We start from the raw sequence: 19,394 nt of genomic DNA on the forward strand, positions 1-19,394 counted from the left end.
CAAGGGGGTGCGGCTGTGCGTTGACAGGATGCCGCACCCCACCTAATGTCAGTACATCGTGTCCGTACAACGACGGCGCGACCGAGGCAGAGACGCCACAACTCGAGGAGATTCGCCATGGCAGCCGGATCGCACGTCACCAGCAAAGTCCCCCTGTTCGACGGGATGAACAAGATCCCGGGCGGGCTCATGCTCATCCCCCTGATCCTCGGATCGATCGTCGGCACGTTCGCACCCGGATTCCTCGAACTCGGCAACTTCACGACGGCGCTCTTCCGCGACAGCGCTCTCCCGCTCATCGGTGTGCTCATCTTCGCGACCGGGATGCAGATCACCCTCCGCACCTCGGGGCCGGTGCTCGCGACATCCGGTGTGCTCCTGCTCTGCAAGTCGATCATCCCCGCGACGATCGTCGTGCTCCTCGGCCAGATCGTCGGCATCGAGGGCATCCTCGGGGTCTCGATCCTCGCCCTGCTCGTCGCGATGGACAACAGCAACGGCGGCCTCTGGCTCGCCTTCACCGGTCGCTACGGTCGCGAGCGCGACCGCGGTGCCTACATCGCCTCGGCCGTGAACGACGGCCCCTTCTTCTCGCTGCTCTTCCTCGGGGTCGCCGGGCTCGCCGACATCCCCATCACCCTCCTCATCGCGGCAGTGATCCCGCTCATCGCGGGCATCATCGTGGGCAACCTCGACGCCCGCTGGACCGAGGTCATGCGACCCGTGCCCAACATCGTGATCCCGTTCTTCGCCTTCGCGCTCGGCACCGGTATCAACCTCGGCAACGTCGTGACCGGGGGTCTCTCGGGAATCCTCGTCGGCATCGTCGCGACCCTCTTCACCGGAACGATCGCCTACTTCGGCTACCGCTGGCTGCTGCGCCGCGGCAAGGAGTCGGGCATCGGCATCGCTTCGGCCACGACCGCGGGCAACGCCATCGCGACCCCCGCGATCGTCGGAGCGGCCGACCCCACCTTCGCGCCGTTCGTCGAGGTCGCGACCGCTCAGGTCGCCGCGGCCGTGCTCGTGTCGGCGGTGCTCGCCCCGCTGCTCGCCGCGTGGGTGCTCAAGAAGCAGGGCGGACTGCGGGATGCGCCCGTCGCCGGCGCCGATGACGACGTGACCGATCGTGAGGTGGCGGCGGATGCCGCGGCGCTCGGGTCGCGGTCCGACGCGAGCGCGCTCAACACCGACACCACTCCCGCTCCCGAGGCCGACCGCGACCGCGACAGTGACGGCGACCGTCGTGCGCGCGGAGGCGACACCGCGTGACCGGCCGACATCGCGCGGGGCGCCCCGAGGAGAGCGCCGTGGAGAGTGCCGTGGTCGAGCGATCGGAGACCGCTGCGCTCGCCGACACGACCGCGCCCGTTTCGGTGGGCATCGTCGCCGACGACCTCACGGGAGCGAACGACTCCGCGGTGCAGTTCTCTCGCCGAGGGTGGAGCGCGAGGCTCGTGCTCACCGACCCCGCGGGCGTGACGACCGCGGACGGCAGCGTCACGGCCGTGGTGACCGACGCGCGAGCGCACTCCGCTCCCCAGGCCGAGCGCGAGACACGCGACGCCGTCGACGCCCTCGCGGCGTCGGGCATCGACCGGGTCTTCCTCAAAATCGATTCGACGATGCGCGGAACGGTGAGCGCGCAGATCGAGGGCGCTCTCGACGCCTGGACCCTCGTTCACCCGGACGCCATCGCCGTCGTGTGCCCGGCCTATCCGGCCATGGGGCGCACGGTCGATGGCGGGCGACTGCTCGTCGACGGAGCCGGTGTCGAGACGACGTCGGTCGGGCGTGACCCCGTCACCCCCGTGACCACGAGCGTGCTCGCCGACCTCATCCCGTCGAGCACCTCGGTGTCGGCCGCCGGCCGCGGCGCCGCTGAGCTCGCCGACCTCATCGCGGGGGTCGCGGAAGACGGCGACCGCGTGATCGTCGTCGACGCGGTCACCGACACCGAAGTGAACACCATCGGCGACGCGATCCTCGCGCTCGGGGCGCGCGTCGTGCCCGTGGGGTCGGCCGGTCTCGCGGTGGTCATGGCGAGCGTGTGGGGTTCGGGCGCCTCGACGAGCGCGGTGACCCCGCCGCCGCCGTCGACCGGCGCCGGCGGCGTCGTCGTCGTGCAGGTCAGTTCCCTCCACGATGTCTCGCGCGCCCAGCACGCGCACCTCGCCGCGAGCTCGACGGCCGTGCACACGTTCGCCCCGACCCTCGACGACGTGAGCTCGACGGATGCCGCGACCCGGTGGATCCGCGCCGAGCTCGACGCCCTGAATTCAGGCGTGCCCGGCACAGGCGTGCCCGGCGCAGGCGTGCCCGGCGCAGGCGTGCCCGGCACAGCTTCGGGCCTCACCGCCGTCGCCGTTCTCGCCCCCGCCGAGCGGGGAACCGACCCCGACGCGAGCGAACGCGTCGCCGCGGGGCTCGCGACCATCACCGACGCCGTCATCGCGCACACCGCGGCGAACGCCCTCGTGCTCATGGGCGGGGAGGGTGCTCGAGCCGTGCTCGCGCGCCTCGACGCCGACGCCGTGCGCGTGACCGACGCGATCCGCGAGGGGATTCCCATCGGGGTGGTCGAGGGTGGACGCTCCCACGGCCTCACGGTCGTCACGAAGGCTGGAGGGTTCGGCACGGAGACATCCCTCACCGAGATCGTTCCCGAACTCGCCGCCATGCCGCTCACCGCCGTGCCCCTCGACATCGCGGACCACACCGCTTCACTGCTCGACGCTAGGAGAACACCTTGACCCCCACCTCGTCTCTCACCACCACACCGCTGCCCCGCCTCGCCCTCACCCTCGGTGACGTGGCCGGAATCGGTCCCGAGATCACGGCGAAATCACTGCTCGGGCACGACGATGTGCGGGAGAAGTGCATTCCCGTCGTCATCGGCGACGAGGCGGCGATGCGCCGCGGCGTCTCGAACGTCGGCGGCGACCCCGACGTCGTGCGCGTGATCGAGCGTGTCTCCGACGCCACCAACACGCCGGGCACGATCGAGCTCATCCAGACCGGTCCGTCGCTCGCCGACGTGAAGCTGGGCGAACTGAGCGCCCAGGCCGGCGACGGTTCCTACCGATTCGTCGTCGAAGCCTGCCGTCTCGCTCGCGAGGGCGAGGTCGACGGCATCGTCACCGCGCCCCTCAACAAGGCCGCGATGCACGCGGGCGGGCACAAGTGGCCCGGCCACACCGAGCTGCTCGCCCACGAGTTCGGCGTCGAGAACTTCTCCCTCGTGCTGAGCGCGGGCGAGCTCTACTTCTTCCATCTCACGACCCACGTGTCGATGCGGCAAGCGATCGAGAACATCACATTCGACCGCACCGTCAACGTGCTCGAGCTCGCGGGCGCGTTCGCGAAGTCGATGGGCACCCCCGACGAGCGCATCGGCCTCGCGGGCCTCAACCCCCACGCGGGCGAGAACCGTCTCTTCGGCGACGAAGACGCCGACATCCTCGCCCCCGCCGTCGAGGAGGCGCGCTCGCGCGGTCTCACCGTCGAGGGGCCTCTCCCCGGGGATGCCCTCATTCCGGCGGCCGTGCGCGGCAAATTCAAGCTCGTGGTGGTCTGCTATCACGACCAGGGTCACGCGCCGTTCAAGGCCGTCTACGGCGACGACGGCGTCAACATCACCGTCGGGCTCCCCGTCGTGCGCGTGTCGGTCGACCACGGAACCGCGTTCGACATCGCGGGCCGGGGCATCGCGCGCGAGGCGAGCCTCGTGCTCTCGCTCGAGCGTGCCGCAGCCCTCGCCCCGGGGTGGGACCACGTGTGGCGCACCGCGCAGAAGATGGACGCCGCCGAGTAGCGCGTCGGGCGCGCGTTGGGCGGGCGGAGCCGACTAGCGGGGTATCCGCGCGGCGACGCCCGCCCACGTCTCGTCGAACTCGGCGCCGGTGATGGCACCGGCGTCGAGTTGGCGTTCGGCGTCGCGCAGCGCGTCGAGGATGTCGTGCACCGCGTGGAACTCGGCGTCGGCCGCGACATCGCCTTGGGCCGCCGCGCGTCTCGCCGATACGGTGATGAGTCGTGCGCGCACGGGAGCCGAGATGCGATTGAGCGACGTGCCCGCGAGGATGAGCAGGGCGAGAGGCCCCGCGCTCGCCGAGAGCATCGAGATCTCGGCGACCACCGCGACCGTCGGGGCCGTCGTGAGGGTGCCGACGGCCGAGATCGGCGTCCACATGCGGCTCAAGTGTGCGCAGCGGCGCAGCACGCGGGGCTCACCGGGCTGGTATACGTGCACGGCGAGCGATTGTGCTCCGTAGCGTCTCGATCGCAGCCTGCTGTATCCCCAGCGGTGGCGCCCGTCGAGGGCCCAGCGCGGCCAGTGCCGCACCATCGCGACGGAGAGGGTCATCGCTCGAGCTCGTCGGATTCGAGCTCGTTGAACTCGAGTCGTTTCGCCTCGGTGCCCGTGAGGTAGGCCGACCTCGCGATCGCGATGGTGCCGATCGCGGATGTCGCGAGCTGCAGAATCACGATGATCACGACCTTGACCGCATCGGCGACCGTCGGTTGCAGAACGAGGGCGCCGAGAACGACGAGCACGATTCCGAGGCCGCCCGCCGTGCCCACCGCCGAGGCGCGCGTGTAGACGTCGGGGAATCGCAGCACGCCGAGTGCTGCCGTGGCGAAGACGAGGGCGCCGAGAACGACGAGCACGCTGCCGATGATGTCGAAGGCGGTCATCGTCTGCCTCTCGTGAGGATGCGGGCGAGCGAGATCGCGGTGAGAAAGCCGAGGAGAGCGGCGACGAGCACGATGTCGAAGGTCGCGGTGCTGCCGATGCGCACACCCACGAGGGCGACGAGGCCGATGAGGCCGAAGAGCAGGAGGTCCCCACCGACGGCGCGGTCGGCGTCGGTGGGCCCCGCGAGCATCCGATAGGTCGCGGCGATGCCGACGAGCACGATGATGGCGATGGCGATGTCTATCGCGAGAATCATTCGGTGAGCCCCTTCCTTCGCACGGCTCCGAGCATCCGCGATTCCATGTGGTGCAGCGACGAGCGGAGGTCGTCGGCGTCGGCGTTGTACATCCCGTGGACGTAGAGCACCCAGTCGCCCGCATCCGTTCGCGTCGTGCCGAGCGTGAGGGTGCCGGGCGTGAGCGTGATGAGCGAACCGAGGAGGGTGATCTCGAATTCGGTGCGACACCGCGTGTCGTAGCGCGCGATTCCCGGTGCGGAGTTCTGCCCCGGTGTCAGGTTGTCCGAGAGCACCGCGACGTTGGTGCGCACGATCTCCACGCCGAACCATCCGGCGAAGCCGGCGAGGCGCGGCGCCCAGGTGAGCCAGCTCACGAGCCCATCACCGCCTCGGTGTAGTCGGTCGTGTCGAGCAGCGACTCGGCCGCGATGTCGGCGAGACCGAGTAGCCCCTCGCCCCCGAGTCCGAGCCCGATCGTGATGAGCGCGAGGATCATCGCGGGAGCCGCGAGGGCGACCCCGACCTTCTGAGGCGGCCGAGCCTGCTCGTCGTGGCTGTGCTCGTGGGCGAACTCGTGGTCGTCGGGCAAGCGCCCCCAGAACACCCCCGACCAGATCTTGAGCATCGAGAGGAGCGTGATGAGGCTCACGACGAGCATGATGACGACGACCGCGATCTGACCCGCTTCGAGCGACGCGAGCACGAGGGCGAGTTTCGCGACGAACCCGGAGAACGGGGGGATGCCCGCCATCGACAGCGCGGCGACGAAGAACACCGCCGCGATCACGGGTTCGCGGTGCGCCATGCCGCCGAGTCTCTTGAGAGTGCCGGAGCCGTAACGCACTTCGATCGCGCCCGTCGAGAGGAAGAGTGCCGCCTTCACGACCATGTGGTGGATCTGGTAGAAGATTCCGGCCGCGAGCCCCGCCCCGGTGAAGAGCGCGACACCGATGAGGATGTAGCCGATCTGGCTGACCATGTGGAACGAGAGGATCGACCGTGTCGTCGTCTCGCCGACGGCGGCGAACACCCCCGCGACCATCGTGATGCTGAACACGACGATGCCGATCGTGAGGAAGCGGTCGTCGCCGTCGAACACCTGGGCGTAGATGCGGTAGATCGCGTAGATCGCGACCTTCGTGTGGAGGCCGGAGAACAGCGCCGTGACGGCGGGCGAGGTCGAGGGATACGCGCGGGCGAGCCATCCGTGCACCGGCACGATCGCCGCTTTGATCGCGAGGGCGAAGAGGGCGATGCCCGTCGCCGCGGCGACCGAGTCGGACTCGTGAGCGGCACCCTGCAGCTCGCCGAGGTTCACGGTGCCCGCGGTGCCGTAGATGAACGCCACTCCCGCGAGGAAGATCGTCGACGTGAGCAGGTTCACGGTCACATAGAGCCGCGCGCCGCGCACCTGACGAGCGCGACCCTCGCCCGGCCTCGCGAGCACGAGCAGGGCGTACGACGGCAGGAGCATGACCTCGATGAAGACGAAGAGGTTGAAGAGGTCGGCGGTGAGGAGCGAGCCGTTGACCCCGGCCATGAGCACGAGAACGAGGGGCGTGAAATAGCGCCCGTCGGCGGTGCCCGCGGCGATCGCGAAGAGCGAGCACACGGCCGTGAGCAACCCCGTGGCCGTGATCATGAGCGCCGTGAACATGTCGGCGACGAAGGGGATGGCGATTCCTCCGGGCCACCCGCCCACGCCGTGCCCGACGGCGCCGCCGTCGCTCACGGCGATGATGAGGGCGATGCCTCCCGCCATCGAGGCGAGGGACCCCGCGAGGAGGATGCCCGCTTGCAGTCGCGGGCGGCGCCCGAGGAGCAGCAGCACGACCGCGACGAGCATCGGGGCCGCGACGAAGAGGGGGAGCAGCGCGGTCGTCACGAGGTGCGCTCCCGGGGGTCGGCGGGGCGAGCAGTGTCCGCCCGATCTGCGGCGGCGACATCCGCGTGGGCGGCATCCGCGTCGGCGTCCTCGTCGGCATCGGGGTCGACCGTGTCGTCACCCACCGTGTCGTCGTCCACGCGACCGGTCACCGCGAGGCCGAGCAGGAAGATCGTGATCGAGAACGCGATGACGATCGCCGTGAGCACGAACGCTTGCGGCAGAGGGTCGGCGACCCCGGCGGTGTCGTCGAAGGTGCCGAACGGTGCGTCGCGATTCGCGGTGCCCCCCGCGGCGAAGAGGATGAGGTTGACGGCGTGGGTGAGCAGCACGAAGCCGAGGATGACGCGCAGCAGCTCGCGCCGAAGCAAGAGGTAAACCGCTCCGCACACGAGCACTCCTGCAGTGATGGCGAGTGTCATGTGAGGCTCCTCTCGGGGGTCGGTGTCGGTTCGGCGGTGGCGGTGTCGGTGTCGTCGTCGCGAGTCGTTGGTGGATCGTGCCGGTGCACGCCGAGCAGGTTGAGCGCGGCGAGCACGACTCCGATGACCGCGAGGTAGACCCCGATGTCGAAGATGAGCGCCGTCGTGAGCTTGTAGCCGAGCACCTCGAATTCGAGCGGGCGCAGGAAGGAGCCCTCGGTGAACCCGGCGATACCGGTCGCGGTCGCGACGATGACCCCGGCCGCGATGAGCGGGATGTATGGCAGACGGATGCGGGCGCTCTCATCCGTCGAGGCCGAGAGGTAGAGCAGGGTGAACCCGGCCCCGCCGACGAGGGCGGAGATGAACCCGCCCCCCGGCTCCTGGTGCCCACGCCACAGCAGCACGATCGAGAGCACGATGATGAGCGGGCCGGCCCAGCGCGTGAGGGAGCGCGCGAAGACCGCGTTGCTCTCAGCGTCGGCGAGGGGCGAGGTCTCATCGACCTCGGTGTCGTCGCTCGGCGGGGAGATCGCGCGGCGGGAGGAGAGCAGGGCCGCGAGGGCGACGCCCGCGAACCCGAGCACGACGAGTTCGCCGAGTGTGTCGAGTGCACGGAAGTCGACGAGGATCGTGTTGACGATGTTGGCCCCGCCCGTCTCGGCCTCGGCGTTGCGCAGGAAATAGTCGGCGGCGTTCGAGAGCTCGCGACGACCCGTGAAGGCCAGCACGGCCGCGAAGGTCGCGACGCCCGCGGCGACCGCGACGACGGCCGACGACACGCGCCGACGCGTGCTGTCACGGCGGAAAGTCCGCGGCAGTCGGCGCAGCACGAGCACGAGCACGCAGACCGTGAGGATCTCGACGAGGAGCTGGGTGAGCGCGACATCCGCCGCACCCAACCAGAAGAACCAGAGCGTCATCGCGAAACCGGTCACCCCCACGACGACGACGGCCGCGACGCGGGTGCGCGCGAGCACCGTAGCGACCGTGCCGACGGCGATGAGGGCCACGAGCACCCAGTCGAGCGGGCGGGTCGGGTCTCCGACCACGGCCGGCAGGTCACGCAGGAGGAGCGACACGGCGCCCGCGATCACGAGGAGGCTCACGACGGGAAGGAGTAGGTGGCGCCGGGGGGCGTCGGTCGCCGTGAGACGCCCCACGAAACCACCGGCCGCGATGATGCCGGCGCGCACGCTGTCGACGACCGCGAGAGCCGAGAACGGGAACGTCATGCGCGCGGTGACCGTCTCGACGCGCGAGCGGAAGACCACGAGAGCGGCACCCGAGGCGATGACGATGCCCGAGATGAGGAGCGGGAGGTTGAGGCCGTGCCACAGGGCGAGGTCGGCGGAGACGACCGTTCCGCTCGCGTCGGTCGTCGCAGGGCTCACGAGGGGGTCGAGGAGGAAGGGGGCGACACCGAGACCGAGGCCCGCGGCGGCACACAGGGCGGGCACGATCCAGAACGAGGGGGCGGCTTCGCGCACGATGCGGCCCGTGCGCCCGCCCATCGCGCCGATCACGAACCGACCGGCGTAGGCGAAGGTGAGCACTGCCGTCACCGCGACGGCGGTCGTGACGACACCCGCGAGCCACGCGGGCCCCGGAGTCTCGAGCAGGGCGTCGAACATGCTCTCTTTGCTCACGAAGCCCAGCAGCGGCGGAACCCCGGCCATCGAGAGGGCCGCGATCGCGGCGACCGTGAGGGTCACGGGCATCCGGATGCGCAGTTTCGCGAGAGCGTTGATGTCTCGCGTTCCCGCTCGGTGGTCGAGGATGCCCACGATCATGAAGAGGGCCGCCTTGAAGAGGGCGTGGGCGACCGTGTGCGCGACGGCGGCCGTGAGGGCGGCGGGAGTGCCGACCCCGATGAGCGCGACGAGCAACCCGAGCTGGCTGATCGTGGAGTAGGCGAGAAGTGCCTTGAGGTCGGTGCAGCGCAGCGCTGCGATGCCGCCGATGATCGCCGTGATGAGGCCGCTCGAGATGAGGAGGGTCGACCAGAGCGCGTTGTCGTTGAGCACGGGTGAGAAGCGCAGGAGCAGGTAGATGCCCGCCTTGACCATCGCCGCGGCGTGCAGGTAGGCGCTCACGGGGGTGATCGCGACCATCGAGTCGGGCAACCACGCGTGGAAGGGAAACTGGGCCGACTTCGTGAACGCCGCGACGACGAGCAGAACGACGACCCACGCGGTGAGCGCGGAATCATCCGACCAGAAGTCGGCCGCGAGAATCTCGCTCAAGCGAGTGGTGCCGGCCGCGACGGCCATCGTGGCGGCGGCGCCGAGAAGGCTCAGCCCGCCGAGGGCCGTCACGAGCAGCGTGCGGATCGCCGGCTCGTTGGCGTGCTCGCCCGAGCGCGCGATGAGGAAGAACGAGCACAGCGTCGTCGCCTCCCACGCGACGAACAGCAGCACGACATCGTCGGCGAGCACGAGCAGGAGCATCGCGAGAGCGAACACCGACATGAGCACGAAGAAGCGCCGGTGACCGCCCTTGCCGAGGTAGCGCGCGGCGTAGGCGAAGACCCCCGCGCCGACGACGGTCACGAGGAGGGCGAACAGCAGGCTCAGGCCGTCGAGCCGCAGGGCGAACGAGATGCCGAGTGACGGCATCCACGACCACGCTTGCTCGGGGGCCGCAGAGCCGGATGCGCCCGTGCTCGCCGCCGCGAGGAGCCCGGCGGCGGCGAGCAGGGGTGCCGCGAGCAGAAAGCCGTTCTCCCGCCCGAGGGCGCGACCGAGGAGGGCGGCGGCGATGCACGCGGCAGCGAGAAGCGCGAGGGAGGCGAGAAGCAACGGAGACCATTCGGGTTGACACGACAGAGAACTGCTGCCGATCGAACCCGAGACGGGGGTCCGCCCACTCGCGCGAGGCGCTTAGTGAGCTTCGATCGACGCTGACGCGACGATCGAGTGGGGGGAGGTTCCCGCGAGAATGGCGCCCCATGTCGAGAGGTACCCGTTGGTGCCGGGGCACCCGAAAACGCGGTGGGTCGGCTCGAAGCCGATCCGCGCAGCACTCATCCCGGTAAACACCCGGCTAACGTACAGGTGAATCCTGAGAAACCGGTCCGGACATGTGGTCCCTCGGGGGAGTTCGCCGCCTTGTACGCTCGGATCGCGGACGCACCCGATCGTCGGCCCGAACGACGACGACATGTCCGACCGTGAAGAGGAGGCGCCCGTGTGGCTCGACGAACTCGCGGATGACGCCCTCGACCCGCAGAGCCGAGCGCCCCTGCACCAGCAGCTGAGCGCCGCCCTCCGCGCGCGCATCACCGACGGATCGCTTCCGGCGGGCTCGAGCCTCCCCACCGAAGCGCAGCTCCAGGAGAAGTTCGGCATCTCTCGCTCGGTCGTGAGGCAAGCGCTCCTCGCCCTCTCGGCCGAAGGCCTCGTGACCCGCGGTCGCGGGCGCGGCAGTGTCGTCGCGCCGCGCGGCGAACACCACAGGCTCGTGCAGCGCATCTCCGGTCTCTCGACGCAGCTCGCCCACGTGACCACTCGCGTGCTCTCCCTCGGCGAGGCCGACGACACGCGTGCTCGCGAGGCACTGGGTGTCGAGACGGTCGTCGAGTTGCGCCGCGTGCGCTCGACCGACGGCGAACCGATCGCGGTCATCCACACCTGGCTGCCCCGCGCCCTCGCGGGTGACCTCGGTGCCGAGGAGCTCACCGACGCCTCGCTGCACGCGACGCTCAAGCGGACCCGCGGTGTCACCGTCGTGGCGGGTCGACGCCAGGTGCGCGGTGTCGCGGCATCCGCGAGCCTCGCCCGCCACCTCGAGATCGAGGCGGGGGCGCCGCTCCTGCTGCTCGAAGGCACGAGCGTCGACCAGAACGGCCGGCCCGTCGAGGTGTTCCGCACGTGGCACCGCGCCGACCGGGTCGTCTTCGACATCGACGTCGTGCCCGGATCGGATGCGCGCACCGCGGCGTTCGACGACGTCGCCGCCGCGCCCGGGGTGACGTCTGCGCCCGGCGTGACCTCTGCGCCCGGAGAGCCCGGGTCGCCCGGTGTGACGCTCGCCGACCGGATCGCCGCGCTGTCTCGCGAGCTCGCCGAACTCGCGGCCATGGCGCGGGAGGGTGACGCCCGCTAGCGACGGGTGACCCTGCCCGCCTGTTCGCTGTCAGGCCCGCCTGTCAGACTGGCCGCATCATGAAGACACTGCTCAACATCATCTGGCTCGTGCTCTCGGGGTTCTGGCTCTTCCTCGGATACATGCTCGCCGCCGTCATCATGTGCATCCTCATCGTGACCATCCCGTGGGGCATCGCGTCGGCGCGCATCGCCGTCTACTCGCTGTGGCCGTTCGGCAAGACCGTGGTCGAGAGGCCCCGGTCGGGTGCGTGGTCGGCGATCGGCAACGTCATCTGGGTTCTGCTCGCCGGCTGGTGGATCGCCCTCTCCCACATCTTCAGCGGCATCGCGCTGTGCATCACGATCATCGGCATCCCGTTCGGCATCGCCAACTTCAAGATGGTGCCCGTCGCGCTCCTGCCCCTCGGCAAGGAGATCGTCGACCACTGATTGCCGCGGCGGCTACGCCTCGTCGCGCTCGGCCCCGTCGATGCCCGCGATGCGCTCGAGAGCCGCGATGAAGACGGCAGACGCCGGGTCTTCGATCACGTGGTGGTTGAGGTAGATGTCTTCGAGCCACGTGAGAACTTCGGCTTCGGCGAGACCGACCTCGGTCCAGTCGACGCCGGGGATGCTCGCGCACTTCGGCTCCTCGGTGCGCGGGTCGAGCCACGCGCGCGCGATCGGTCGGTCGGGTTCGCCGGTCGGGTGCCAGAGCAACTCGATGGGGTGATTGTCGCCCTCGACGTGCTGCTGGTCGACCTGCCCCGAGCCGAGCCACGGAAGGGTGAGGATCTCGCCCTCGATGTCGATCTCGAGCAGATCGAGCTGCGCGGGCTCGGTCTCGCACACGTAGATCGTGTAGCCCTCGTCGTGCCAGGCCGCCGCTTCACCGGCATCCTCTTCGAGTCCGGGCATGAGCGCGTGCACGTCGGCCGCGAACGCGAGCGCCCACGTGAGAACGGCGTCGGCGTCGGACCGCGAGAACGGGTTGCGGTCGGTCGCCGACCCCGAAGCGGTGTGGAAATGGTGCTCGATGCCGTCGTCCGAGACATCGAGGTGCACTTGCCCGCGGGCGAAGTCGACCGACACGGCGGTCGACCTCGTCTCCTCGTCCCACTCGGCATCGAGCTCGGGGTGGTCGAGGGTGCGGGGCAGGGCAAGCTTCGCGGCCCTCTTGTCACCCAGGTTGAGCACGACCTGCAAACGGGTGGTCGGTAGGCGCGGTCTCTCGTCGTTCACACCGACAGTTTCGCACCTCGGCGGGGGCCGACCGTGCGGGGCCCGGGGGTGCGAGCGTTCGGAGCGCCTAGACGGCGTCGGGTGACGGGGCCTCGGGGGAGTCGGCCGCGGGCGAGTCGACGGCCGGCGACTCGTCGTCGAGTGTCGCGTCGGTCTCCCCGAGCGCGTCGTTCGTCGCTGCCTCGAGGTCTCCGTCGGTGGCGGCGTTCGGCACGCCGCCGTCCAACTCGACAGCCTGGATGTCGGGATCACTCATCGTCGTCACCTTCGTCGCGGTCGTTCATTATCGGACTGGATCAAGCTCAGCCGATCTCGACGTCGCGAGCAAGGGGGTGCGATGCACGGGGCGGCAAGCGTAGTGTGTGCGCCGCGGAAGACAAGGGTCTTGTCAGATGCCCGCCGAGCGAGTGGTCTGGGACCATGAAAGAGCTCCGGATCGTCAAAGCCCTCGAAGTGCTCGAGAACGCGAACGCCCTCGACCCCCTCATCGCGAAGGTGCGCGGGGGAGTCATGCGCGTCATCCAGCCGCAACCGGTTCGCGACGCCCTCCACGGGGTGCCGATCGGCCACGCGTTCCACCCCCTCGCGATCCTGCTCCCGGCGGGCGCGTGGGTGTCGACCGCCGTGCTCGACGTCGTGCCCGGGACGACGCGGGCGGCGCGCACGCTCGTCGGTTTTGGCGTGCTCAGTGCGGTGCCGGCATCCGCCGCGGGGCTCACCGACTGGTCGGAGCTGCACCCGCAGCAGAAACGCGTCGGTATCGTTCACGCGGCCGCCAACGCCGTCGCGATCGTGCTCTACGGGGCGTCGTGGATGCAGCGCAAGCGCGGCAAACACACGAGCGGCAAAGTGCTCGCCTACGCGGGGCTCGCGGTCGTCTCCGGCTCGGGTTTTCTCGGCGGCCACCTGAGCTATCGCCAGGCCGCGGGGGCCAACCACGTCGAGCACGTGCCCCACGTGTTCCCGCCCGGGTGGCATCCTCTCGCCTCGCTCGAGAACCTGCCCGACCGAGAGCTCACGCGAGTGGATGTCGCGGGGCAACCGCTGCTCGTGCTGCGACGCGGCGAGAGCGTCGACGTGCTGTCGAACGTGGGCAGCCACCTCGGAGGGCCGCTCGACGAGGGACGGCTCACGGATGTCGACACCGACACCCCGCTCGTCACGGATCCGTGGCACGGCAGCGTCTACGACATGACGACGGGGGAGGTCGTGCACGGACCCGCGACCTCACCCCAGCCCCGCTTCACCACGCGCGTCGTTCACGGCGAGGTCGAGGTGCGGTTGCCGAACGCGGGGTAGCTGTCGGCGAGAATCGACGCATGACCGACCGCACCCTCACGATCGGGTCGGACAGTCCGTCGGCTCCCGACGTCACGGCACTCCTGCTCGAGCACCTCGCGGACATGCACGCGACCTCGCCGCCCGAGAGCGTGCACGCCCTCGACGTGTCGGCGCTCGAGGCCCCCGAGATCTCGTTCGTCACGGTCCGGGCCGCCGATGGGGAGCTGCTCGCGTGCGGCGCGCTCGCCGACCTCGGCGACGGCACGGGAGAGCTCAAGTCGATGCGCACGCGTGGCGCCGCGCGCGGTCGCGGCGTGGGGGCAGCACTCCTCCGACACCTCGTCGACCTCGCGGTCGACCGCGGCCACCGCGCGATCTATCTCGAGACCGGAACGCCCGAGGAGTTCGCGCCCGCCCGACGACTCTACGAGCGCGCGGGTTTCGTCGAGACCGAACCGTTCGGCTCGTACGAGCTCGACCCGTACAGCGTCTTCATGGTGTTGAGGCTCGCCCCGCACGCGCAGTCCTAGACGGCCGCAGAACCCAGGTAGGAGGCGACCGCGAACACGCAACTCGCCCCGATGATGAGCGCGAAGAGCACGAGCCAAGCCGCAGAGGGCACCCCGGTGCGACGCGCGAGCAGGTAGGCATCCGAACTCGAGAGACGCGACCGGTGCCGCACGTGCACGCTCGCGACGCCCACGAGCGCACGCACCGACCCCACGAGAAGAGCGACCCCGAGCACGAGGAGCGCGTAGCTCTGCCACTCCGGTGTCGCGAAGAACCACAGTGCGGCGCTCGCCGCGATCGACGCGAGCACCACGAGCACGCCGAAGAGATTGCGGATCACGAGCAGGGTGACGACGAGCACGACACCTCCCGCGAAGAGAGCGAGCGACGGGTAGCCCGCGAACACGCTCCACAGCTGAGCGGCACCGACGATCGCGGGGGCCGGATAGCCGAAGACCCCGCTCACCACGGCGCTCGCTGTTCCGCGCCCGCTGCTCAGAGCCTCGCCGGAGTGGTTGCGCCGGATGCGGATGCCGCGCACCGTGCGACCGGTGAGCACCCCCGCGACGGCGTGCCCGAGCTCGTGCACGAGAGTCGTGAACAGGCCGAAATACCGCCAGGTGGCGTTCGGGACGCTCACGAGCGCGGCCGCGACGAGCACGACCGCGAGCACCGTCGGAGGCACGTCGATCGGATCGGCGCGGGAGAACAGCGCCGACCAGTCGGGAACGAGATCTGTGGGGTCGATGCCCCCAGTCTCGCAGTGCCGCCACGCTCGCCCGACTCGCGGGCGCGGAGCGCCCGGCCCCTAGGCTCGGGGGCATGTCCGCTCGCTCCGTGCTCACCCGATCATCAGCAGCCCTCGCCGCACTGGGGTTCGTTGCTCTCCTGACGGGGGGAGGTGCGGCGAGTGCACCGGCGTCGGCGAGCTCGCTTCGCGCGGATGTCGACGACTTCACGTTCTCGAGCTTCGACGCCGTCTACGAGCTCTCGGCCGACGACGAGGGCCGCTCGCAGCTGCGAGTCACCGAGACGATCGTCGCCGAGTTTCCGGACTTCGACCAGAACCGCGGAATCTTCCGCGTCATCCCGGATCGCTACGACGGGCATCCGATCGACCTCGAGATCGTCTCGGTCACCGACGAATCGGCGGAGCCGCGCGAAGTGGAGAGCGAAGACGGCGGAGAGGTCACCATCGCGGGAGACGACTTCGTGCGGGGTCAGCAGACCTACGTGATCACGTGGGAGGCGCGCAACGTGACGCGGTTCGCCGACGACACGGGCGTCGACGAGTTCTACTGGGACGTCAACGGCGTCGACTGGGCGCAACCGTTCGACTCGGTGTCGGCGACGGTCGTCGTCGACCCCGAACTCGTCGACTCGCTCACGGGCGACATCGCCGCGATCGCCGGCGAGACCGGTGCCACCCTCAGCAACGCGAACATCACATCGGACTCGAGCGCGGTCGTCGAGGCGACCGATGACGGCCTCGTCGCGAGCGCGACCGACCTCGACCCCGAAGAGACCCTCACCATCGCGATCGCCTTCGAGCCCGAGACGTTCGTGCCTCGCGACAACAGTTTCGGGGCCGCACCGTGGCCGACCATCTCGCTCGTCGCGATGATCGTCGCGCTCGCCGCGGCCGTGTGGGCGCTCGTGCTGCGGCGAACCATGCTCGCCGACGCTCCCGGGCGCGGCACCATCGTCGCGGAATACCTCCCCCCGAAAGACGCGAGCGTGGCCGTCGCCGCCCTCGTGCTGCACAAGCAGAGTGTCGCGACGACGGCGCAGATCCTCGACCTCGCCGTCACCGGTCACGTGCGCATCGTCGACGAGTCGACGTCATCCAAACCGCGCTACCGCCTCGACTACCTCACCGACGAGGGCGCGACGCCCGATCAGCGCGAAGCTCTGCACGCCCTCTTCGGGGCGACCCTGACCCCGGGGGAGAACCGCAGCCTCAAGAAAGCCAACGAGAAGTCGGCGAAGCGGTTCACGAAACTCGCCGAGCGGGTGAAGAAGGATGCCGCAACCGACGACACGCTCAAGCGCGTCTCGCACGCCCTGCCGGGCATCGCGTTCACCGTCGCGCTCGTCGCCGGGCTAGTGTCGGCCGTCTTCGCCGCCGTTTCGCTCGGCGGCGCGTTCGGGGGCGGGGTGCCGATCCTGTTCCTCCTCGCCTCCGCTGCCGCGATCGTCGTCGCGCTGACCGCCGTCACGAAGGTTCCGCTCGGGGCGCGCGGTGTGCGCGTGCGCGACCACCTGCTCGGCCTCAAGACCTACATCGACCTCGCCGAAGCCGAGAGGCTGCGCTATCTGCAGTCGCCGGAGGGTGCGGAGCGGGCGCGCGTCTCGGTCGACGACCCGGCCGAGGTCGTGCGTCTGCACGAGAAGCTCCTGCCCTACGCCGTGCTGTTCGGGGTCGAGAAGAAGTGGGCGGCGGAGCTCGGACGCTTCTACGAGCAGAACGGCACCGAACCCGGGTGGTATTCGGGCTCGACGACCTTCAACGCGGCGGTCTTCGCATCCACCATCTCGTCGGTCTCGACGAGCGTGTCGAGCTACAGCAGCCCCTCGGGGGGCACCGGCGGCGGCATCTCGGCGGGCGGCGGCGGTGGCGGCGGGGGTGGCGGCGGCGTCTAGCCCAAGTACGCAATTTCCGCGAGCGTACGTCGGATCCGACGCACGCTCGCGGAAATTGCGCACAGTGGGGGCGGGTCAGTGCGGGTCGTCGACGATGCCGACGAAACGGGAGCCGACGCCGTCGAACTCGGCACGGATGTAGCCCGCCGTGACGGTCGGCAGCTCGCTCGGATCGTGGAACTCGCAACTGAGGTAGGTGAACTCGGGCCACCACTTCTTGGGCCTCGCCGACTCGGTTGCCCCGCAGATGCTGCACGTCAGTTGCACCCACACGGGTTTCTTGCCGGTGCGGTTGGCGCGGGACTGCGCGAGCCACACGGGCGGGTTCGCCTCGATCGCGGCGAGGTCCGCCTCCGAGAGCCGCGACGGGATGCCGTGGCGCTGAGCCATCTCGAGCGGGATGTCCAGTCGCTGTGCCGCGTCGCGTCTCGTGATCATGTCAGTCGAGGGTACGCCGATCGACGGCCGCGTCGGGGTGCGCGTCGGACTCCACCTCGTCGAGTGTCTCGCCCGAGAAGTCGTCGGCGGCCGGATCGTCGAGGGCCGCGCCACCGACGGGTGTGCCGAGCCAGTCGGCGAGCGTCCAGCCCGACTCGAACGAGCCCTCGAGCGTGACGATGCCCGTGTTGGGCAGGTCGTTCTCGGCCGTGAACGAGGGGTGGATGTTGTCGGCCCACGCCGCGACCCAGACCCGGATCGCGGCTCCGTGACTCACGATCGCGACCGTCGTGTCGGGGTCGGCCCCCGCCGCACCGGCGCCCGCGCCCGCGATCGCCTCGCGCACGGCACGGTCGAAGCGATCGAAGAACGCGTGTCCGTCGTCACCGCCGGGCATCGACATATCCCGGTCTCCCGCACCCCACGCGAAGGCGGCCTCGAGGTAGGCGCGGTGGGCCTCCGGGTCGTTGCGCATTTCGAGCGAGCCGGCGCCGATCTCTTCGAGTCCCTCGACGACGGGAACATCCGTCCCGACCTCGAGTCCGCGGTCGGCGGCGAGCGGTGCGGCGGTGAGGTGCGTGCGCAGCAGCGGCGAGACGACGAGGTGGTCGATGCGCTGACCCGCGAGGGCCTCGGGTATCGCGGCCGCCTGCTGCTCGCCGAGACCGGTGAGGGGCGCGCCGGGGCGCGAGGTGTCGAGCAGACCGTCGACGTTGGAGGGGGTCTGGCCGTGGCGGATGAGAAGCAGGCGCATGACTTTCGAGCCTAGAGGAGTGGGAATAGCGCGAGCCGTGTCGACGCTGAGGAGGGCATGAAGCGCATCGGGTTCCTGTCGTTCGGCCATTACCAGGATGTCGAGGGGTCGCACGTGCGCACCGCGCGCGACGCCCTCGTGCAGTCCGTCGAGCTCGCCGAGGCCGCCGAGGAGATCGGTGTCGACGGCGCCTACGTGCGCGTGCACCACTTCACCCGGCAGCTCGCGTCGCCGTTTCCGCTGCTCGCCGCGATGGCGGCCCGCACGAGCCGCATCGAGATCGGCACGGGCGTGATCGACATGCGATACGAGAACCCCCTCTACATGGCGGAGGAGGCGGCGGCGGTCGACCTCATGAGCGACGGCAGACTGCAGCTCGGCCTGAGCCGTGGGTCACCCGAGACGTCGATCCGCGGCTACGAGTCGTTCGGCTACGTGCCCGCGGAGGGCTCGACCGACGCCGACGACGCCCGCAACCGCACCGCGATCTTCCGCGCCGCGATCTCGGGGGCCGGGATGGCGCAAGCGAACCCGCGCATGGGCCCCGCGGGGCTTCTCGCGATCGAGCCGCAATCGCCCGGTCTCGCCGACCGCATCTGGTGGGGGTCGGGCACCCGAGAGACGGCGCGCTGGGCGGGCGAGCAGGGCATGAACCTCATGAGCTCGACCCTTCTCACCGAAGACACGGGGGTTCCGTTCGACGAGTTGCAGGCCGAGCAGATCGCGATCTATCGCGAGGCGTGGGCCGCGACCGGTCACCCCGGCACCGGTCGGGTGTCGGTGAGTCGCAGCATCATCCCCCTCGTGACCGAACTCGACCACCGCTACTTCGGGCTGCGCGCCCAGGTCGAGGGCAAAGACCAGGTCGGTCACCTCGACGGGGGGCTCGCGCGCTTCGGTCGCAGCTACATCGGTGAGCCGGATGTGCTCGCCGAAGAGCTCGCGAACGACGCGGCCATCGACGCCGCCGACACACTGCTCATCACGGTGCCGAACCAGCTCGGGGTCGACTTCAACGCGAGCCTGCTCGACTCGGTCGTGCGCCACATCTCGCCCGTGCTCGGATGGTCGGGCGACCGTCACACGACGCCCGAGACCGCGCGTAAAGTCACTGTGTGAGCTCCCCCCGCATGACCCTGCATCCGACGTCCCCGCCCAGCTGTTCCCGCTCCGTTTCGACGACCGCGTGCCAGG

The 19,394-nt window shown here is 70.0% G+C and carries 21 protein-coding genes; 9 read left to right on the plus strand and 12 right to left on the minus strand.

Going from position 1 to position 19,394, the window contains the following annotated elements; genetic code table 11:
• Nucleotides 1-117: 117 nt before the first annotated feature.
• From ACLHIH_RS12485 to pdxA, 3 genes are read left to right on the plus strand one after another with little or no spacing between them, the layout of a single operon-like run.
• Entirely contained in the window at nucleotides 118-1,272 is a 1,155-nt protein-coding gene (locus ACLHIH_RS12485; RefSeq protein WP_411317147.1) for a 2-keto-3-deoxygluconate permease, read from the plus strand.
• Nucleotides 1,269-2,753, plus strand: coding sequence for a four-carbon acid sugar kinase family protein (locus ACLHIH_RS12490; RefSeq protein WP_411317148.1), 1,485 nt, complete (start codon nucleotides 1,269-1,271; stop codon nucleotides 2,751-2,753). The genes ACLHIH_RS12485 and ACLHIH_RS12490 overlap by 4 nt, the downstream gene beginning before the upstream one ends.
• Nucleotides 2,750-3,814 (plus strand): 4-hydroxythreonine-4-phosphate dehydrogenase PdxA, encoded by a 1,065-nt coding sequence (pdxA, locus tag ACLHIH_RS12495; protein ID WP_411317149.1) that lies wholly within the window; start codon nucleotides 2,750-2,752, stop codon nucleotides 3,812-3,814. The genes ACLHIH_RS12490 and pdxA overlap by 4 nt, the downstream gene beginning before the upstream one ends.
• Before the next feature lie 33 nt (nucleotides 3,815-3,847).
• On the opposite strand, the gene ACLHIH_RS12500 is transcribed toward pdxA, so the two are convergent.
• The 7 genes from ACLHIH_RS12500 to ACLHIH_RS12530 are packed head-to-tail and all read right to left on the minus strand — an operon-like array spanning nucleotide 3,848 to nucleotide 10,045.
• Nucleotides 3,848-4,366: a DUF6611 family protein gene (locus ACLHIH_RS12500; RefSeq protein WP_411317150.1), complete on the minus strand. Its 519-nt coding sequence runs from the start codon at nucleotides 4,364-4,366 to the stop codon at nucleotides 3,848-3,850.
• Nucleotides 4,363-4,698, minus strand: a complete 336-nt coding sequence (gene mnhG / locus ACLHIH_RS12505; RefSeq protein ID WP_411317151.1) for a monovalent cation/H(+) antiporter subunit G — start codon at nucleotides 4,696-4,698, stop codon at nucleotides 4,363-4,365. The genes ACLHIH_RS12500 and mnhG overlap by 4 nt, the downstream gene beginning before the upstream one ends.
• Complete coding sequence (locus ACLHIH_RS12510; RefSeq protein WP_411317152.1) at nucleotides 4,695-4,955, minus strand: monovalent cation/H+ antiporter complex subunit F; 261 nt, start codon at nucleotides 4,953-4,955, stop codon at nucleotides 4,695-4,697. Before ACLHIH_RS12510 ends, mnhG begins: the two co-directional genes overlap by 4 nt.
• A complete protein-coding gene (locus ACLHIH_RS12515; RefSeq protein WP_411317153.1) occupies nucleotides 4,952-5,311 on the minus strand; it encodes a Na+/H+ antiporter subunit E in 360 nt (119 codons plus the stop codon). The genes ACLHIH_RS12510 and ACLHIH_RS12515 overlap by 4 nt, the downstream gene beginning before the upstream one ends.
• Nucleotides 5,308-6,822: a monovalent cation/H+ antiporter subunit D family protein gene (locus tag ACLHIH_RS12520; protein WP_411317154.1), complete on the minus strand. Its 1,515-nt coding sequence runs from the start codon at nucleotides 6,820-6,822 to the stop codon at nucleotides 5,308-5,310. The genes ACLHIH_RS12515 and ACLHIH_RS12520 overlap by 4 nt, the downstream gene beginning before the upstream one ends.
• The gene (locus tag ACLHIH_RS12525) at nucleotides 6,819-7,244 is read right to left on the minus strand and encodes a sodium:proton antiporter (protein ID WP_411317155.1); all 426 of its coding nucleotides are present in this window, start codon (nucleotides 7,242-7,244) and stop codon (nucleotides 6,819-6,821) included. Before ACLHIH_RS12525 ends, ACLHIH_RS12520 begins: the two co-directional genes overlap by 4 nt.
• Nucleotides 7,241-10,045: a DUF4040 family protein gene (locus ACLHIH_RS12530; RefSeq protein WP_411317156.1), complete on the minus strand. Its 2,805-nt coding sequence runs from the start codon at nucleotides 10,043-10,045 to the stop codon at nucleotides 7,241-7,243. Before ACLHIH_RS12530 ends, ACLHIH_RS12525 begins: the two co-directional genes overlap by 4 nt.
• A gap of 361 nt (nucleotides 10,046-10,406) precedes the next feature.
• On the opposite strand from ACLHIH_RS12530, the gene ACLHIH_RS12535 reads away from it, so the two are divergent.
• Nucleotides 10,407-11,351 carry a GntR family transcriptional regulator gene (locus ACLHIH_RS12535; RefSeq protein ID WP_411317157.1) on the plus strand — a complete coding sequence of 315 codons (945 nt, stop codon included), beginning with the start codon at nucleotides 10,407-10,409 and terminating at the stop codon, nucleotides 11,349-11,351.
• Between the two features lie 59 nt (nucleotides 11,352-11,410).
• The gene (locus ACLHIH_RS12540) at nucleotides 11,411-11,782 is read left to right on the plus strand and encodes a YccF domain-containing protein (protein ID WP_411317158.1); all 372 of its coding nucleotides are present in this window, start codon (nucleotides 11,411-11,413) and stop codon (nucleotides 11,780-11,782) included.
• A gap of 12 nt (nucleotides 11,783-11,794) precedes the next feature.
• Here the strand turns inward: ACLHIH_RS12540 and ACLHIH_RS12545 are convergent, their stop codons facing one another.
• Nucleotides 11,795-12,574 carry a hypothetical protein gene (locus ACLHIH_RS12545; protein ID WP_411317159.1) on the minus strand — a complete coding sequence of 260 codons (780 nt, stop codon included), beginning with the start codon at nucleotides 12,572-12,574 and terminating at the stop codon, nucleotides 11,795-11,797.
• A 67-nt stretch (nucleotides 12,575-12,641) separates the two neighbouring features.
• On the minus strand, nucleotides 12,642-12,830 hold the full coding sequence (locus ACLHIH_RS12550; RefSeq protein ID WP_411317160.1) for a hypothetical protein: 189 nt from the start codon (nucleotides 12,828-12,830) through the stop codon (nucleotides 12,642-12,644).
• A 164-nt stretch (nucleotides 12,831-12,994) separates the two neighbouring features.
• Between ACLHIH_RS12550 and ACLHIH_RS12555 the strand changes: the two genes are divergently transcribed.
• Nucleotides 12,995-13,873, plus strand: coding sequence for a Rieske (2Fe-2S) protein (locus ACLHIH_RS12555; RefSeq protein ID WP_411317161.1), 879 nt, complete (start codon nucleotides 12,995-12,997; stop codon nucleotides 13,871-13,873).
• Between the two features lie 20 nt (nucleotides 13,874-13,893).
• Nucleotides 13,894-14,385, plus strand: a complete 492-nt coding sequence (locus ACLHIH_RS12560) for a GNAT family N-acetyltransferase (protein ID WP_411317162.1) — start codon at nucleotides 13,894-13,896, stop codon at nucleotides 14,383-14,385.
• On the opposite strand, the gene ACLHIH_RS12565 is transcribed toward ACLHIH_RS12560, so the two are convergent.
• Nucleotides 14,382-15,050, minus strand: a complete 669-nt coding sequence (locus tag ACLHIH_RS12565) for a M50 family metallopeptidase (RefSeq protein WP_411317163.1) — start codon at nucleotides 15,048-15,050, stop codon at nucleotides 14,382-14,384. The two genes, ACLHIH_RS12560 and ACLHIH_RS12565, sit on opposite strands and share 4 nt — an antisense overlap.
• A 137-nt stretch (nucleotides 15,051-15,187) precedes the next feature.
• Between ACLHIH_RS12565 and ACLHIH_RS12570 the strand changes: the two genes are divergently transcribed.
• Nucleotides 15,188-17,008 (plus strand): DUF2207 domain-containing protein, encoded by a 1,821-nt coding sequence (locus tag ACLHIH_RS12570; RefSeq protein WP_411317164.1) that lies wholly within the window; start codon nucleotides 15,188-15,190, stop codon nucleotides 17,006-17,008.
• Between the two features lie 75 nt (nucleotides 17,009-17,083).
• Here ACLHIH_RS12570 and ACLHIH_RS12575 read toward each other — a convergent pair whose 3' ends face one another.
• Together ACLHIH_RS12575 and ACLHIH_RS12580 are read right to left on the minus strand one after the other, a co-directional pair.
• On the minus strand, nucleotides 17,084-17,446 hold the full coding sequence (locus ACLHIH_RS12575; protein ID WP_411317165.1) for a hypothetical protein: 363 nt from the start codon (nucleotides 17,444-17,446) through the stop codon (nucleotides 17,084-17,086).
• 1 nt (nucleotide 17,447) lies between these two features.
• A complete protein-coding gene (locus tag ACLHIH_RS12580; protein ID WP_411317166.1) occupies nucleotides 17,448-18,200 on the minus strand; it encodes a histidine phosphatase family protein in 753 nt (250 codons plus the stop codon).
• Nucleotides 18,201-18,257: 57 nt separating this feature from the next.
• Between ACLHIH_RS12580 and ACLHIH_RS12585 the strand changes: the two genes are divergently transcribed.
• Nucleotides 18,258-19,319, plus strand: a complete 1,062-nt coding sequence (locus ACLHIH_RS12585) for an LLM class flavin-dependent oxidoreductase (protein ID WP_411317167.1) — start codon at nucleotides 18,258-18,260, stop codon at nucleotides 19,317-19,319.
• Nucleotides 19,320-19,394 lie beyond the last annotated feature (75 nt).

This window comes from Marisediminicola sp. LYQ134 (genome assembly GCF_046599635.1).
Classification (GTDB): domain Bacteria; phylum Actinomycetota; class Actinomycetes; order Actinomycetales; family Microbacteriaceae; genus Marisediminicola.

Bases quoted from the DNA above. Each gene is read 5' to 3' on its own strand.
- ACLHIH_RS12540 (WP_411317158.1), top strand. From the start codon at position 11,411: ATGAAGACACTGCTCAACATCATCTGGCTCGTGCTCTCGGGGTTCTGG.
- ACLHIH_RS12500 (WP_411317150.1), bottom strand. From the start codon at position 4,366: ATGACCCTCTCCGTCGCGATGGTGCGGCACTGGCCGCGCTGGGCCCTC.
- ACLHIH_RS12535 (WP_411317157.1), top strand. From the start codon at position 10,407: ATGTCCGACCGTGAAGAGGAGGCGCCCGTGTGGCTCGACGAACTCGCG.
- ACLHIH_RS12525 (WP_411317155.1), bottom strand. From the start codon at position 7,244: ATGACACTCGCCATCACTGCAGGAGTGCTCGTGTGCGGAGCGGTTTAC.
- ACLHIH_RS12575 (WP_411317165.1), bottom strand. From the start codon at position 17,446: ATGATCACGAGACGCGACGCGGCACAGCGACTGGACATCCCGCTCGAG.
- ACLHIH_RS12560 (WP_411317162.1), top strand. From the start codon at position 13,894: ATGACCGACCGCACCCTCACGATCGGGTCGGACAGTCCGTCGGCTCCC.
- ACLHIH_RS12570 (WP_411317164.1), top strand. From the start codon at position 15,188: ATGTCCGCTCGCTCCGTGCTCACCCGATCATCAGCAGCCCTCGCCGCA.
- mnhG (WP_411317151.1), bottom strand. From the start codon at position 4,698: ATGACCGCCTTCGACATCATCGGCAGCGTGCTCGTCGTTCTCGGCGCC.
- ACLHIH_RS12550 (WP_411317160.1), bottom strand. From the start codon at position 12,830: ATGAGTGATCCCGACATCCAGGCTGTCGAGTTGGACGGCGGCGTGCCG.
- ACLHIH_RS12585 (WP_411317167.1), top strand. From the start codon at position 18,258: ATGAAGCGCATCGGGTTCCTGTCGTTCGGCCATTACCAGGATGTCGAG.
- ACLHIH_RS12555 (WP_411317161.1), top strand. From the start codon at position 12,995: ATGAAAGAGCTCCGGATCGTCAAAGCCCTCGAAGTGCTCGAGAACGCG.
- ACLHIH_RS12510 (WP_411317152.1), bottom strand. From the start codon at position 4,955: ATGATTCTCGCGATAGACATCGCCATCGCCATCATCGTGCTCGTCGGC.
- ACLHIH_RS12580 (WP_411317166.1), bottom strand. From the start codon at position 18,200: ATGCGCCTGCTTCTCATCCGCCACGGCCAGACCCCCTCCAACGTCGAC.
- ACLHIH_RS12485 (WP_411317147.1), top strand. From the start codon at position 118: ATGGCAGCCGGATCGCACGTCACCAGCAAAGTCCCCCTGTTCGACGGG.